Annotated in this window: 14 protein-coding genes and 3 pseudogenes; 12 read left to right on the top strand and 5 right to left on the bottom strand. The window is 59.6% G+C overall.

What is annotated here, in order from left to right:
- Positions 1-5 precede the first annotated feature (5 nt).
- The 8 genes from NH396_RS16860 to NH396_RS16825 all read left to right on the top strand — a co-directional run bounded on the left by NH396_RS16860 (position 6) and on the right by NH396_RS16825 (position 7529).
- Positions 6-776, top strand: coding sequence for a copper resistance protein B (locus NH396_RS16860; protein WP_172977656.1), 771 nt, complete (start codon positions 6-8; stop codon positions 774-776).
- Positions 777-971: 195 nt separating this feature from the next.
- Complete coding sequence (gene lgt, locus NH396_RS16855) at positions 972-1793, top strand: prolipoprotein diacylglyceryl transferase (protein WP_152478293.1); 822 nt, start codon at positions 972-974, stop codon at positions 1791-1793.
- Positions 1794-1838: 45 nt separating this feature from the next.
- The gene (locus tag NH396_RS16850; protein WP_152478292.1) at positions 1839-2042 is read left to right on the top strand and encodes a DUF2933 domain-containing protein; all 204 of its coding nucleotides are present in this window, start codon (positions 1839-1841) and stop codon (positions 2040-2042) included.
- A 30-nt stretch (positions 2043-2072) separates the two neighbouring features.
- The gene (locus tag NH396_RS16845) at positions 2073-2411 is read left to right on the top strand and encodes a cation transporter (protein WP_152478291.1); all 339 of its coding nucleotides are present in this window, start codon (positions 2073-2075) and stop codon (positions 2409-2411) included.
- 162 nt (positions 2412-2573) lie between these two features.
- Complete coding sequence (locus NH396_RS16840; protein WP_253065012.1) at positions 2574-2933, top strand: hypothetical protein; 360 nt, start codon at positions 2574-2576, stop codon at positions 2931-2933.
- A gap of 111 nt (positions 2934-3044) precedes the next feature.
- Positions 3045-4409 (top strand): APC family permease, encoded by a 1365-nt coding sequence (locus NH396_RS16835; RefSeq protein WP_161432711.1) that lies wholly within the window; start codon positions 3045-3047, stop codon positions 4407-4409.
- Positions 4406-6724 (top strand): heavy metal translocating P-type ATPase, encoded by a 2319-nt coding sequence (locus tag NH396_RS16830; RefSeq protein ID WP_176676591.1) that lies wholly within the window; start codon positions 4406-4408, stop codon positions 6722-6724. Before NH396_RS16835 ends, NH396_RS16830 begins: the two co-directional genes overlap by 4 nt.
- 121 nt (positions 6725-6845) lie before the next feature.
- On the top strand, positions 6846-7529 hold the full coding sequence (locus NH396_RS16825; RefSeq protein WP_366071757.1) for a DDE-type integrase/transposase/recombinase: 684 nt from the start codon (positions 6846-6848) through the stop codon (positions 7527-7529).
- 151 nt (positions 7530-7680) lie between these two features.
- Here the strand turns inward: NH396_RS16825 and NH396_RS16820 are convergent, their stop codons facing one another.
- Positions 7681-8964 carry an IS110 family transposase gene (locus tag NH396_RS16820; RefSeq protein ID WP_176676590.1) on the bottom strand — a complete coding sequence of 428 codons (1284 nt, stop codon included), beginning with the start codon at positions 8962-8964 and terminating at the stop codon, positions 7681-7683.
- Positions 8965-9052: 88 nt separating this feature from the next.
- Here NH396_RS16820 and NH396_RS16815 point away from each other — a divergent pair.
- Positions 9053-9418, top strand: a pseudogene (locus NH396_RS16815) (integrase core domain-containing protein); the annotation flags it as partial.
- Here the strand turns inward: NH396_RS16815 and NH396_RS16810 are convergent.
- On the bottom strand, positions 9419-9946 hold the full coding sequence (locus NH396_RS16810; protein ID WP_152478286.1) for a hypothetical protein: 528 nt from the start codon (positions 9944-9946) through the stop codon (positions 9419-9421).
- 68 nt (positions 9947-10014) lie between these two features.
- Here NH396_RS16810 and NH396_RS16805 point away from each other — a divergent pair.
- The 3 genes and pseudogenes from NH396_RS16805 to NH396_RS16795 all read left to right on the top strand — a co-directional run.
- Positions 10015-10874: pseudogene (locus tag NH396_RS16805) on the top strand (IS3-like element ISPa133 family transposase); the annotation flags it as partial.
- 294 nt (positions 10875-11168) lie between these two features.
- Positions 11169-12248 carry an IS110 family transposase gene (locus NH396_RS16800; RefSeq protein WP_176676589.1) on the top strand — a complete coding sequence of 360 codons (1080 nt, stop codon included), beginning with the start codon at positions 11169-11171 and terminating at the stop codon, positions 12246-12248.
- 16 nt (positions 12249-12264) lie between these two features.
- Positions 12265-12548, top strand: a pseudogene (locus NH396_RS16795) (integrase core domain-containing protein); the annotation flags it as partial.
- Positions 12549-12696: 148 nt separating this feature from the next.
- Here NH396_RS16795 and greB read toward each other — a convergent pair.
- From greB to NH396_RS16780, 3 genes are read right to left on the bottom strand one after another with little or no spacing between them, the layout of a single operon-like run.
- Positions 12697-13170, bottom strand: a complete 474-nt coding sequence (gene greB / locus NH396_RS16790) for a transcription elongation factor GreB (RefSeq protein ID WP_152478284.1) — start codon at positions 13168-13170, stop codon at positions 12697-12699.
- A 7-nt stretch (positions 13171-13177) separates the two neighbouring features.
- The gene (gene gmtX, locus NH396_RS16785; RefSeq protein WP_176676587.1) at positions 13178-13780 is read right to left on the bottom strand and encodes a gamma-mobile-trio protein GmtX; all 603 of its coding nucleotides are present in this window, start codon (positions 13778-13780) and stop codon (positions 13178-13180) included.
- Position 13781: 1 nt separating this feature from the next.
- Positions 13782-15284, bottom strand: coding sequence for a VPA1269 family protein (locus NH396_RS16780; protein ID WP_253065011.1), 1503 nt, complete (start codon positions 15282-15284; stop codon positions 13782-13784).
- Positions 15285-15382 lie beyond the last annotated feature (98 nt).

Below are 15382 nucleotides of genomic sequence, written 5' to 3'. Positions count from 1 at the left end.
ACGCCATGAATACCAGAATCCCGATGATCGCGGCCGGTGCCCTGCTGGCCACGCTCCCGCTCTCCGTCGCCCTGGCAGAGGATGGCTATGATGCGCCGGCGGACTGGCCCGCCCCCATGGCCAAGCACAACATGGCCATGGCGCTGTTCGACCGTCTTGAATATGCCGTGCCCGACAAGGGTCATGAGGAATTGGTCTGGGACTTCCAGGCCTGGTACGGCGGGGACATCAACCGGGTCTATGTGAAGTCCGAGGGCGAGAACGTCCAGGGCGATGGCGAGGATGCCGAGTTCGAATCCCTGGAGCTGCTCTACAGCCGGCTGATCGCCGATTTCTGGGAGCTGCAGGGCGGTATCGGTTACCAGGGTGGGGTCTTCTCCGATGATCACGCCGAACGTGGCTATGGGGTGATCGGCCTGCAGGGCGTGATGCCCTACGGCATCGAGACCGACCTGGCGTTTCAGGTCAGCGACGAAGGCGACGTCTCGGCCAGTTTCGAGGGCGAGTACGACCTGCGCCTGACCCAGCGGCTTTACCTGCAGCCGCGTACCGAGATCGCCGTGGCCGCCAGCGAGGCCGAGGCATTCGGCGTCGGCGAGGGGCTCAACTCGGTACGCGTCGGCATGCGCCTGGGCTACGAGGTGACGCGCCGCCTTGCGCCCTATGTCGGTGCCTACTGGCAGAAGCAGTACGGCGATACCGCCGACATCGCCCGCCACCATGGCGATCCCACCGAAGATACCGGCATCGTCGCCGGGGCCAGGCTGATGTTCTGAGCCACGAATCGGTCTCGCGACCGACGCCACCGCCTGGTGGCGTCGTCGTCTTTGGCGATCCGAGCCTGGGTTGATCCGTGTCAATCGTCTCGGCCATGGCGTTCAGCCTGGATTCAGACAGCGTCGCCACACTGGCGGTAACAGGAACCGTTGCCGGGCCACCGGCGATGGTCAGACACATCACAGGAGCGACGCATGATCCCCTACCCCCAGATCGATCCGGTGGCACTGTCGATGGGCCCACTGAGCATCCACTGGTATGGGCTGATGTACGTGGTGGGGCTGGCCGCAGCCTGGTGGCTGGGCAGACGACGTGCCCACCGGCTCGGCCTCACCCATGACGATATCGGCGACCTGATCTTCTATGGCGCGGTGGGGATCATCCTCGGCGGTCGACTGGGGTATGTGCTCTTCTACGGCCTCGATCAGCTGGCGGCCGATCCGCTCTGGCTGTTCAGGCTCTGGGAAGGCGGGATGAGCTTTCACGGTGGCCTTGCCGGCGTGCTGGTCGCCGCCTGGTGGTTCGCTCGCCGCCATCGCCTGGCCTTCCTCCAGCTGACCGACTTCATCGCACCGCTGGTGCCGATTGGCCTGGGCGCCGGGCGGCTGGGCAACTTCATCAACCATGAGTTGCCAGGACGCGTGAGCGACGTTCCCTGGGCGATGGTCTTCCCCTCCATGATGGGGCTCGGTTCGCAGCCACGCCACCCATCGGCCCTCTACGAGTTTGCCCTGGAGGGCGTGGTGCTGTTCGTCGTGCTGTGGTGGGTCTCCGCCCGACCACGCCGGCGCGGCACCGTCTCGGGACTCTTCCTGGTGCTCTACGGCGTCTTTCGCTTCGCGGTCGAGTTCGCACGCCTGCCCGACCCCCAACTGGGCTTCATCGCCTTCGACTGGCTCACCATGGGGCAGCTGCTCTCCCTGCCCATGATGGTGGCGGGACTGCTCCTGTTGATCGCGCCCCAGCGTCGAGGCCCGATCGATGCCGTCGCCAGCACCGGCCGGCCATCGACGTAGCGTCGCTTCGATTCCTTTCACAACCCAAGCCACCGTGAGAACGCCATGGAGAAGAGAGCACAACGCCGCCTGATGATGGTCTGGCTGCCGCTGGGGGGCATCCTCGCCGTGGGCGGCTACCTGCTGGTGACCGGCCAGCGATTACATCCTTACCAGGCGTTGCCGCTGCTGCTGCTCGCCTGCCCGCTGATGCATCTCTTCCTCCATCGCCACCACGGTGGCCAGCAGGATCATGGCGACGATGACTGACTATTCGCTAGCAGAGAAGGGAGGTTGACCATGTCACATCACGACCATCGCCCTGGCGTTTCACAAGCGTCCCTGGTCACTCGCTCGCTGAAGGTAACGTCCGAGGCGTCAAGGTATATCGCGGCGGCAGTGACCGAGATCGACGCGCTGTCCGGCCTCGACGGCGTGACCTACGATCCGCAGCACCACAAGCTCCACCTGGCCTACGATGCCAAGCGGCTGTGTATCGACGATATCGAGGCGGTATTGGCACGGCATGGCGTGGACATCGGCGCCGGACGTTGGAACCGGATCAAGGAGGACTACTACCGCTTCATCGACCAGAACGTGAAGGACAATGCCAAGCAGAAACCCTGGAGCTGTCATTGAGCTCGGGGCTGGCGAGTCATTGCCACAGAGCGCGGCATGAAGGCTGACCGACCGCCTGGACGATGGCTCCTGTGGCCAGAATGGCATGTGGCACTGTTCACGTTCCTGCTCAACGTGCCCTGGGAGTTCCTGCAGGTGCCCCTATACCAGGACATGCCCTCGATGCCTCACTGGACTGCGGTGAAAGCCTGCATGCAGGCAGCGGCCGGTGATGCGCTGATAGGTCTGGTCGCCTACTGGGTAGTGGCTCTATGGCGACGTCGCCGTGGCTGGCTGTGGCGCTATGGGCTCAAGGAGTGCGCCGCCTTCGTACTGGCAGGACTGGTCATCACGGTAGGCTTGGAGTGGTACGCCACCGCCATCGCCCAGCGCTGGAGCTACGCGCCGGTGATGCCCACCCTGCCATGGCTGGGTACCGGCCTCACCCCACTGCTGCAGTGGCTGCTGCTCCCGCCGCTCTTCCTGTGGATCGCTTCACGCCACCTCGCCGGTACTGCGGCCCTACAGACACGTGGAAATTGACCTTTGGGTAACACAAGGGTTCTAGGATGGAAGACAGAGCCTGCTGCCCCTGGCACAGCACGCCTGGCAGTTCGATGCCTCACTCGCCCATATCGACACGCAAGGAGATGCATGGACAGGTCGCCTCAGTACCAGAAGAACAGCCTCTCCCTCGTCGGGGCCATCGCCCTGGGAACCGGCGTGATGATCGGTGCCGGGATCTTCGCGCTGACCGGACAGATGGCCGAGATGACCGGCGAGCTGTTTCCCCTGGCCTTCCTCTCGGCGGCCATGATCGTCAGTTTCAGCGCCTACTCCTACGTCAAGATGTCCAATGCCTACCCGTCGGCCGGCGGCATCGGCATGTACCTTCACAAGGCCTATGGGCCCACCCTGCCCACGGCCTTCCATGCGCTGCTGATGTACTTCTCCATGGTGATCGCCCAGAGCTTCCTGGCGAGGACCTTCGGCTCCTATACCCTGGAGCTGTTCGATGGGGGTAACCGGTCGCTGCTGGTGCCGGCGCTGGGTGTCGGCCTGCTGATCGCCGCCTTCCTCATCAACCTCTCCGCCAACAAGCTGATCCAGGGCGTGGCGTCGGTGCTGGGGGTCATCAAGATCGGTGGCATCATCCTGTTCGGCGTGGTGGGCGTGCTGGTGGCCGACACCATCGGTATCCGGGCCACGGCCGAGGCGCCGGCGCCCGGCGTCTCCGGGTTCCTGGGGGCCACCGCGCTCGGCATCCTGGCCTTCAAGGGGTTCACCACCATCACCAACAGCGGGGCCGAGATCCGCGATCCCCACCGTAACGTCGGCCGGGCCATCATCGTCTCGATCGCCCTGTGCGTGGTGATCTATGCGCTGGTGGGCCTCGCCGTCGCCAGCAACCTGTCGCTGACGGAGATCATCGCGACCAAGGACTACTCGCTGGCCGCGGCTGCACGCCCTGCGCTGGGGGAGGCCGCCGTCTGGTTCACCGTCCTGCTCGCCATGCTGGCCACGGCAGGTGGCATCATCGCCAGCGTCTTCGCGGTATCGCGGATGCTGGCGATGCTGACCGAGATGAAGCTGGTGCCCCATCGCCATTTCCATATGCCCGGCAGCATCCAGAAGCACACCTTGGTCTATACCATCGTGCTCGGCCTGCTGCTGACGGCGTTCTTCGACCTGAGCCGCATCGCGGCACTCGGCATCATCTTCTATCTGGTGATGGATATCGCCATTCACTGGGGGGTGTTGCGGCATCTACGCGATGCGGTGGCGGCCCGCCCGGCCATCCTGCTGACCGCGATCGCCCTCGACCTGGTGGTGCTGGCAGGCTTCCTCTGGGTCAAGGCCACCACCGACCCGCTGGTGCTCTACGTTGCCGCCGCCGCGATGGCCGTCATCCTGGTGGCGGAATACGCCTTTCTTTCCCGGCGATCCGAGCAGGACGCCGACCACCATGCTCATTCGCATGACGCGAGTGGCAGCCACAGCAGGGAGGATGGAGCATGACACAGGACCACACCCATGAGGTCACGGACCCCGTCTGCGGGATGACGGTCGATCCTCACCATACCGACCACCGCGCCTCACACGCTGGAAAGACCTGGTACTTCTGCTCAGCCAGGTGCCAGCAGAAGTTCAAGCGGGACCCTGACGCCTACCTGCAGTGCGACGACACACCGGCCGAGCCAGCGCCGCCCGGCACGATCTACACCTGCCCGATGCACCCCGAGATCCGCCAGGAGGGGCCGGGGGACTGCCCGATCTGCGGCATGGCCCTGGAGCCCGAGACGGTCACCGCCGATAGTGGGCCTTCCGAGGAACTCAAGGACATGACCCGGCGCTTCTGGATCGGGCTGGTCCTGGCGCTGCCGGTGCTGGTACTGGAGATGGGTGGCCATGTGTTCGGCCTCGACCACCTGATCGCCCCCCAGGTCTCGAACTGGATCCAGCTGCTGCTGGCCACCCCCGTGGTGATCTGGGCAGGCGCGCCCTTCTTCGTGCGCGGCTGGCGTTCCATCGTGCGGCGCAGCCTCAACATGTTCACCCTGATCGCCATCGGCACCGGGGCGGCGCTGATCTACAGCCTGCTGGCGACGATCGTGCCGGGCATCTTCCCCGCGACCTTCCGCCAGGCCGATGGCTCGGTGGCGGTCTACTTCGAGGCGGCGGCGGTGATCGTGGTGCTGGTGCTGCTCGGACAGGTGCTGGAGCTGCGTGCCCGGGAGAAGACCTCCGGGGCGATCCGCGCCCTGCTCGACCTGGCGCCGGCCACCGCACGCCGCATCGACGACGACGGCCAGGAGGAGGAGATCTCGCTGGACAAGGTCCAGGTGGGTGATCGCCTGCGCGTGCGCCCCGGCGACAAGGTGCCGCTGGACGGCGAGGTCTTGGAGGGGCGCTCCAACATCGACGAGTCGATGGTCACCGGCGAGCCACTGGCGGTGCGCAAGGAGGCCGGCGACGGCGTGATCGGTGGCAGCATCAACGGCCAGGGCTCGTTCATCATGCGCGCCGACAAGGTGGGCCGCGACACCATGCTGTCGCAGATCGTGCAGATGGTGGCCAGCGCCCAGCGCAGCCGGGCGCCCATCCAGGGGCTGGCCGACAGGGTCGCCGGCGTCTTCGTGCCGGCGGTGATCCTGGTCGCGGTGGTGGCCTTCATCGCCTGGTCGCTGTGGGGGCCGGCACCGCCCATGGCCTTCGGGCTGATCGCCGCGGTCAGCGTGCTGATCATCGCCTGCCCCTGTGCCCTGGGGCTGGCCACTCCCATGTCGATCATGGTCGGCGTGGGTCGAGGGGCCCAGGCGGGGGTACTGATCCGCGACGCCGAGGCGCTGGAGCGCCTGGAGAAGGTCGACACCGTGGTGGTCGACAAGACCGGCACCCTCACCGAAGGCAAGCCGCGGGTCACCGAACTGCGCCCGGCCGAGGGCTTCGATAAGCAGGAGCTGCTGCGGCTGGCCGCGGGGGTGGAGCGCGGCAGCGAACACCCCCTGGCCCAGGCAATCGTCGAGCGGGCCAAGGAGGATGGCGTCGAGCCGACGGAGGCCACGGAGTTCGATTCGCCCAATGGCAAGGGCGTGGTGGGCAACGTCGACGGCCGTCGCGTCGCCCTGGGCAACCGCCTGCTGATGGAGAGCGAGAGCGTGGCCCTGGCCGAGCAGGAAGACGAGGCCGAACGGCTGCGTGGCGACGGCGCCACGGTGATCTTCGCCGCGGTGGACGGCCGCCTGGCGGGCCTGCTGGCCATCGCCGACCCGGTCAAGGAGACCACCGAGGCGGCCATCCGGGCCCTTCAGGCCGACGGCATTCGGGTGGTCATGCTCACCGGCGACAACCGCACCTCCGCCGAGGCGGTGGCGCGCCGCCTGGGCATCGACGAGGTGGAAGCCGAGGTGCTCCCCGAAGACAAGGGGCGCGTGGTGCAGCACCTGCGTGACGAGGGTCGCGTGGTGGTGATGGCCGGCGACGGCGTCAACGACGCCCCTGCCCTGGCCACCGCCGACGTGGGCATCGCCATGGGCACCGGCACCGACGTGGCCATCGAGAGCGCCGGCGTGACCCTGCTGCGCGGGGATTTGACCGGGATCGTCGAGGCGCACCGGTTGTCGCGAGCCACCATGCGCAACATCCGCCAGAACCTCTTCTTCGCCTTCGTCTACAACGCCGCGGGGGTACCGATCGCCGCCGGCATCCTCTACCCCTTCACCGGCCTGCTGCTGTCACCGATCATCGCCGCCGCGGCGATGTCGCTCTCCTCGGTGAGCGTGATCGCCAATGCGCTGCGGCTGAGGCTTGTGAAGCTGAAGTCCGCTGACTGACTAAGCGAGAGAGGTGCAGAGTCATCTACTTGTAGGGTCCCGGATGATCAGATGAGCTATAGAAGTTATCCTTTGCTGGCCGCCAAGGAGCTTCTTCACGAGTTCATCCGGGAGCAAGGATATGGACATCAAGCTACATAAACAGGCGACCACCACTCCGAAGATCCGGGCCGAGATCCAGGCAGCGCCTTCCAGCATCAGCGACAGCGAGCTAGCACGCCAGTACGGCGTCGCCGTCTCGACCATCCGGCGCTGGCGGTACCGTGACGATGTCCAGGACCGACCGCACACGCGTCACAACCTGCTGGCCACGCTCACTTCCGAACAGGAAGAGGTGCTGATCGCGGCGCGCGAATTCCTGCGCCTCGGCCTGGATGATCTGCTCGTCGTGGCGCGTGAGTTCCTCAATCCTGGCTTGTCGCGTTCTGGTCTGCATCGCATGCTCAAGCGGCGCGAGGTGCCGACACTGGCAGAGCTGTCTAGACGGGACGCGGGCGACGATGAGAAACCCCGGCACAAGCCCTTCAAAGATTATGAGCCGGGCTACGTGCACATCGACATCAAGCACCTGCCCCGGATGCCCGATGAGGAGCAAAAACGCTACCTGTACGTCGCCATCGATCGCGCCACGCGCTGGGTCCATCTGGAGGTGAGACGCAGCCAGTCCGCGAAGGATGCGCGGGCGTTCATGAAGCGGGTGGAGGAGAAGGCTCCCTTCCAGGTCCAGACGGTACTGACCGACAACGGGCTACCTGCGGTTGAAGTGGCATCGTGGACAAAAAGATCCCTGCCGATGTCAGCATAGCTCAGACATCAGCAAGGAAAATCATTCCTGGCAGCCCGCCATATCCGGATTCAGCGGCTTACCATAGTGACAGGAGTCCGAACCATGGAGGTCGGCTCGACTAGGCTTAACAGAGGCTCATAACATCCTGGCGGGCGGGCTCAACCATTATCTACGAGGTCCTTGCGGCCCTACGGCTTTGTAAAGAAGTCCCGCCGCCAAGAATGCAATACTCATGATAGCCGCGATAGTCGGCTCCATGCTTGATCAAGGAATGTGCCACCCGTGCCAGCTTGACCGCCACGGCCGTTAGCGCTTTCCTCTTAAGATCGCCATCGGTCGGGTCTTTTCCGATGTAGCGATCAAATTTGGTGCGAAAGCTGTTGTCTCGCATCCGCACGGCAACCGTGGCTGCGAGCCAGTAGGCATAGCGCAGCCGGGCATTACCCCGCTTGGCCAATCGATAGCGGCTGCACGTGTTACCGCTCTGTGACGCGGCGAGGTTGAAACCACAAAACTTCAAGTATTGGCGATGGTGCGAGAAACGCCGCAGATCCCCGCTCTCCGCCAGAATCATCAAGGCAATGATTGGCCCCACGCCCGGAATGGTCTGAAGGCGAGCGAAGTCCTTGTTATCTCTCATGCATGTCGTTGCCATCGCCTCCAAGGCCTGACGTTGCTCTGTCAGTGAGAGGTACTGCTTCACCTGAAGCTGGAAAGTCTGCACCGCGGGAGAGTCTGGCACGACCGGCAGGCCCATGCTGGTCTGAGCTGCTTCGTAGATGCCTTCGAGAAACTGCTGCTTGGCTACCTTTCGCCCCACGCTCTCCCAGGCGGCTTCGACAAACGCCTCGCGGGTCAACTCGGTGATACTGGCTGGTGTGGGAAACGCCAGCAGGAAATGACAGAACCAGTGGGCTCGGGACGCACTGAGGTAGCGTTCCATCTCCGGGAAGTAGAGCGCCAAGTAGTGATTGACCAGGCTATGCTGGCAGCGTGTTCGGGCTCGAACGATCTGCTGATAGGTATTCGAGATCTCCTGGAGGTCGAAGTACCCTTCACGAAGGGGATCGTGGAAAGGGTGCGTCATGCCTTGGGTCAGCAGATACATCAGAACACGCGCATCTTTTCGATCATGCTTGTCCCAGGAGGTATACAAGGCCTCTCGAACCCGAGCGCCCGCCAAGGATGAGGCGAGATGCACCGGTATTCCTGCATGAGCCAGCCGGTAGGCAAGAGGCCGATGAAAGTCCGCTGTAGGCTCCATAACGGCGAGTACAGGGGCTTCCTGCTGCTGTAAGAATCGAATCAGGTCGTCGTGCCCAGCGCGTGTATTGGGCATTTTATGCACCCTTTCACGACCATCGGGCCAGCGAACCAGTACATCGTGGTAACGCTTGGCAATATCGATCGCGACACACACGGTGTCTGGCATAAGCTGAGTGGAGGCAGCCATCGTCGGTCTCCTTGTGATGATGTGGGTCACACAAGGATCTCTTAGGCCACGATGGCTGCCGCTAACCAGGTTTTTCCGTAGGTACTACGGCAAGTCATTCACCGATCGCTTCACGCGGGCGGGGGAGCGCAAGCCCAGCGGGAATCACCCGTTTGACCAAGAGTGCCAGGCCCTTGGTATCGAGCACCGTCTGATCAAGCCGGGAAGACCGCAGACAAACGGCATGGTGGAGCGCTTCAACGGCCGTATCAGCGATGTGCTGGCGACTCGGCGCTATACCTCAGGCGAGGACCTGGAGCAGACGCTCAAACGCTACACCTGGCTGTACAATCACCACATCCCGCAGAAGGCGCTGCACCATCAATCACCGATTGCGATGATGAAGGAATGGCAGACCAAGCGTCCTGAGTTATTTACCAAGCGGGTAGTCAATCACACGGGACCCGACAGGTAGCTACAACGCGGAAGCTGAGGTAACGGCTGTACTTTTAGCTCCAGAAGACTCAGCTTTCCATCTGATTCCCCGGCTATCTGTCTTATGATCTGTTTGAGCATCACAAAACGTGTTTGAGTACTGCCTCTCTTCCGCTTCGAGTTGCTGATATTCCCCCGGAGCGATGCTGCCACCGATGACGTCATCGCCGATGCCCAAAACCTTGGGGTTATTGTAGCCTTCTAGTTCACCCTGATCTTCCTGCCCTAGAATGCCAGCCTTTTTGCCATTGTAAGCAAGCTTCGTAGTAGCGGAGTTAGAGAAGACGATATCCTCCACCGGTAGTTCTATCGATTGCCTGTCTTTGGCCTCATCCGGTTCCTGCTCCGTATCCACCTCTATGTCGTCGGCACCTTGTGCTCCAGAGCCTCCTCGACCTTCACCAGTCCCTCTGACCGGCAACTTCAGGCTCGGGTGGTGGAAGTAAATGTCTTGCTCGTTGGTGCCCGCATCCAAACCCTGTAAGCCAGATATCTCCCAGATAAGCATTTCCCTGAACTGGTCTAATTGGAGCGGACACCCCGGTAAGCCTCATACTGGAGGCATTGGAGGTGTTCATGACCAAGAAAACGCGACGTCGGTACTCCGACGAATTCAAGGCTGAGGCGGTCAACATGGTGCGAGGAGAGGGTTATGCCATCTCCGAGGCTGCCAGGCGGCTGGATATCGATCGCAGCCTGCTGGATCGCTGGTGTCGCCAGCAACGTGACCGGGAGGATGGTGTGACTGACGACCAGGCAGATGAGCGGGATGCCGAGATCATGAAACTTCGCGAAGAAGTTCGTAAGTTGCGGATTGAAAAGGAGGTTTTAAAAAAGGCCACGGCCTTCTTCGCGAGAGAGTCGAGCTGAGATACCAGTTCATCGAGTCGGAGAAGGCCTACTTCCCAGTGGCGGTGCTGTGCCGTGTCATGGACGTCAGCCGCAGTGGCTTCTATGCCTGGCGTCAGCGTGAACCCGATGAGCAGCGCCAGTGCCTGCACCGGGAGGTCAAGGACATCCACGATCAGAAACGTGGTAGCTATGGGAGCCGGCGAATGGCCAAGGAACTCCGTCGCAGAGGTCATACGGTCGGTCGTTATCAGGCGCGTAGCCTGATGCAGGAAGCCGGTGTTGCCTGCCGACAGCGTCGCCGCTACCGGCATACGACGGACAGTGACCACGGGCTGCCAGTGGCTCCCAACCTGCTCAAGCGGCAGTTCACGGTGCCTGAGCCCAATCAGGCGTGGGTGGCCGACATCACCGCCATCTGGACCCTGGAAGGCTGGTTGTACCTGGCGGCCGTGCTGGACCTCTACGACCGACAGGTCATCGGCTGGGCCATGGCCGACCACATGAAGACATCACTCACCCTGGACGCCCTGGAGATGGCAATTGGCCGCCGGCGACCTCCCCGAGGCGTGCTCCACCACTCGGATAGTAATACTGGGAGATGCCAGGTGTTCCGGGGTTGACCTGACTCACACAGCGATCGACCTATGCTGAAAGACCCGGTGCCGTAAGGGTTCTCGGATCTCCTGACTCCCACTCTGATCGACCCGGGTAGTGTGTCTTTCCACGGACCTGTCGGTGATCCGGGAATACCTGACGGCGAGGGCTCACCTCGTCGATGCATGTGACTCAAGAAGGGCCTGACGCCTGTCTCGTTACTGTCGTGTCCAGGCTATCGCACTCGGTGAAGCCACCTTGACCTGATAGCCTGGAGAGACGTCATGACTCAGCATCACCGTGATCGCCCTGACATTGTCGGTGGCGTCGACACCCACAAGGATCTGCATATGGCCGCTGTCGTGGATAAACACGATCGCGTGCTTGGTACCGCCAGCTTTCCGACCACCCGGCATGGCTACAAGGCCATGCTCGCCTGGATGCGTGGCTTCGGTGAAGTGAGCCGAGTAGGCATCGAGTGCACCGGGACCTATGGGGCTGGTCTGCTGCGTTACTTGCAGCGCACCGGCATCGCTACCCTGGAGGTCACCACGCCCGACAAGACCGTGCGTCGCAAACGGGGCAAAAACGATACCATCGATGCGGAGAACGCTGCCCATGCGGCTTACGCGGGCATTCGTACGGTCACCCCAAAGACCCGTGATGGCATGATCGAGGCCTTGCGTGTGCTGAAGGTCTGCCGGAAGACCGCCGTGGCAGCTCGCCGTGTGGCGCTTCAGATGATCCAGACCCAGGTGATCTCCGCGCCAGAGGAGCTGCGCGATCAGTTGAGGAATATGACGCGGATGCAGTTGATTCGGACGTTGGCCGCATGGCGCCCCGACTTAAGTGGCTATCGGGACGTCACAGTGGCCTACCGCATCGCTTTGAAATCTCTTGCCCGGCGCTACCTGGAGCTGCATGACGAGGTGGCCGATCTGAATGTCATGATCAAGGCCATCGTCGATGAGCTGGCACCAGAGCTGGTGTCGCGAACGGCGGTAGGCTATGAATCAGCTGCACAGTTGTTGATCACGGCGGGCGACAATCCGGATCGTATTGGTTCAGAAGCCAGTTTTGCGGCGCTATGTGGTGTTAGCCCGATACCCGCTTCTTCAGGCAAGACACAGCGCCACCGCCTTAATCGGGGCGGCGACAGAGCCGCCAATAGTGCTCTGCATATCATCGTCATCGGGCGGCTGCGCCTGGATGCGACAACCCAGGCGTATGTCTCCCGGCGAGTGACGGAGGGGCACTCCAAGCTGGAAGCTATTCGCTGTCTGAAACGCTACATCGCCCGAGAGCTGTACTACGTGCTGCGCCACCGTTACCGCGAGATCAATCAGACGCAAATCGCTACTTGACACTTAGAAGGGCGTCCGCGGCAGCCAGTACGCCTCCCGTGCGTATCGTGAACGACTGGTTAAGCACGGGTTCCTGGCCTCCATGAGCCGCAAGGGGAACTGTTGGGACAATGCGATCATGGAGCGCTTCTTCGGCTCTCTAAAAGCGAATGGCTGGAGGGGCAACGGTACTGGACCCGCCTGTCAGCGAGGCGCGACGTCGTGACCTATATCGAGATGGAGTACAACAGCTGCCGGCTCCACTCGACCCTTGGCTACCACGCGCCGAGGGAGATCGAGAAAATCGCGGAAGCAGCTTAATAAAAGTGTCCGCTACGACTTGACCAGAACACTCCGCCACGATGCGGCTTTCGCGGACCATCAGCGAGCCGCCGATGAGGTCGGAGTCGTAGTGGAAGTCATAGGTGTCAGTATTCACAAGGACTCGCAGATAAAAGCCTTAAAATGATCATCTGTTATAAGAAAAGCTTTCAACATACCATAGCTTCCGCCCATCCGGAGTTACGATCTCCACTTCATCATCGATTTCTTTACCTAAACAGGCTCTAGCCGCAGGCGAATTAATTGAAACATACCCCTGTTTTCCATAGATCTCGTCAACACCTACAATCCGAAACTTCATCTCCCTGCCATCGTCATCAACAAGCACCACGTGGGCGCCAAAATAAATCTTACCCGCTTGATCCGGATGATAATCAACCACCTTAAGCTCATCCAGTCTTTTCCGTAGATACCTGACCCTCCTGTCAATTTCTCTAAGTCGCTTCTTGTTATACTGATAATCTGCATTCTCCGACCTATCGCCTAGACCGGCCGCCCATGTCACCTTAGCTGTAACCTCTCTCCTCTCCACCCTCCAAAGATAGTCAAGCTCTTCTTTCAGGCTTTCATAGCCCTCTCTTGTTACAAGTGGATTCTTCATAGCTGACCTACAAGTTATTTAGAGCCTTTTTAATAGCATCGATTGTAGCAGCTTTGAATACCACCTGACCACCCTCATCCACAACCTCACCAAACTCAGTAGCGCGAAAATTCCACTTACCAACAAACTCATTGGATATCAGATATTCCAGCGCTCTTCTCTCCTGCTGGGAGAGCTTCTCTTCCTCGCCCGCTTGCTGTGACCTATGATCGTATACGTCTATTCTACTACCCGGAGGAATAATTTCATTGAGCTTGTTTTTAGCATTTTTTAGATCGGAAAGAAGCGATCTAACAAGAAGCTTATGTTTAGCACTCGCAATCTCCTCTACCCAGTCATCAGCGCTTGGCGAGGGACGCTTAACATTGCCGCCGGCCATATCAGAAAAGGATTCTATGAGGGCGCGATATTTTTCTCCAGACTTGTTCCTAATGCTTTGTGGCTTCGGAACTCCTCGCTTGGCACCCAGCCTAGATATAGTTACTATAGAGAAATCACTAACACCTCTCTCCATTTGCTCACTACACACTTCATATATTGCATCAAGCGTCTTCTTGGTTCTAGGCGTAGCGTCTTCTTTTAGCTTCAACAAAAGATCTTCATTTTTCATATTAGCAGCCCGTCTCGTTTAATAGCTGAGGCTTTAGAATCAGAGAAAGCTCCGACCTATCAATTCTCTCCTCCTCCATCAGCTCGTCTAGCCTCACTGAACAGTCAACGACCTGGCCAACTCTTTCCCAGGTTTTCAGCCGTGACCTCAAAAAACCGACTACCTGGTTACCAACTTTAAGCTGCTGCTCATCCGTCAACATAAAAAGGCTCGGCTGCAACTCATTAAAAACCGACATTCGGTCCAACAATTGAGACCTCGGCGCTATTGCAACGGCTGCATCAGCCGAATGGTAGATTGTTGCATTCTCGCAAATCTCATGCAGTTGCTGAAAGTAAGAGACCTCCTCCATTTCTATCTCCATTTCGGAATCGGGCATCTTAATCAGAGAAATACCATCCTCTGCATCAGAAGAGACACCATTGACAGCTGACACGCACATCCTGATTAACTTATAGCAGGACTGCAAATCGCACAGGAACATGTCCATTTTCTTTGCTGCACTCTCATACTCTGACTCCAGCTTTCTTTGTTCTGCCTCAAGCGAAACTCTCTCAGCCTGATCAAAACTCATGCCCTTTGCATTTGCAATATACTCATCTCGATCTATCTTCTCCAACCTTTCTGTGATTGTGGAGATTTCTTCTTGGAGCCGCATACATTTTTCAGACTGCTTATTCGAAACGAACAAAATCTCGTTCCCAACCGACATTAAGCCACCCAGAAAAACCGGTCCTGTGATGAAATGCCTGCACCTAAGACAGTTCTGCATTCCCAAATACCCCATGGGCACCGGAGCCCGTACTCTTGTAGCGCCGACCTGATCTCCTCCATCATCGCAGCGTGAGGCAGCAAATGGACAAATACCATAGTCTCTGAATACAAAATTTCCTGCAGGCACACTATTGGTTAGCGACATCAGAAGGTCTTCATTATTAGAAACCAACTGATTCTTTACCGACTCAATTTTATTGGACTCAATTGTTTTTTGTATTGCTTCCACCTCGGCTTGAAGCGCAATCTTCTCGCCTTCCTCCAATCGCCGCCTTATTTCCCCATGGGATATTTTGCAATAATATATCGACATGACGATCGAAGAGTGCCCCACGACCTTCATGACAACTTCAACCGGCATCCCCATTTCCATAACATAAGCTGTAATCAAGCTCACCCGCATGGAATGAGGGGTGTATGGAGACTTATAACAAGATATATTATTAGGCAGCCCACTCAGCTCTGAAAGCCTAAGATGCGATGGTTGTATATGATAAATGGCAGCTGCCAACCTGCCCGTCAAAGCCGTGCCGACATTTTTTGGCTCAACATCTTCAAAAGCCCTAAATAAAAAACAATTGACACCTTTTAACTTCAACTGAATTTCATTTAAGTTGGTTCTCTTGCACCGCGACCAGCTGGTAGGAAAAGCGACAGGATTATATTTAGCCTGCCACTCTCTCAACTTAATCAACCAGTATGTGTAGGGTGCCGGATGATCGGATTTCACAACGAAGCTATCCTTTGTTAGCCTCTCGTGAGCTCATCAAGCAATTGATTCAGGAAAAGCTTCATGGACATCAAGCTGCATAAGCAAGCGACGACGAC

Source organism: Cobetia sp. Dlab-2-AX, assembly GCF_024124625.1.
Lineage (GTDB): Bacteria > Pseudomonadota > Gammaproteobacteria > Pseudomonadales > Halomonadaceae > Cobetia.
Note: the sequence above shows the minus strand (reverse complement) of the source record. Positions and strands in the feature narration are given on the sequence as shown.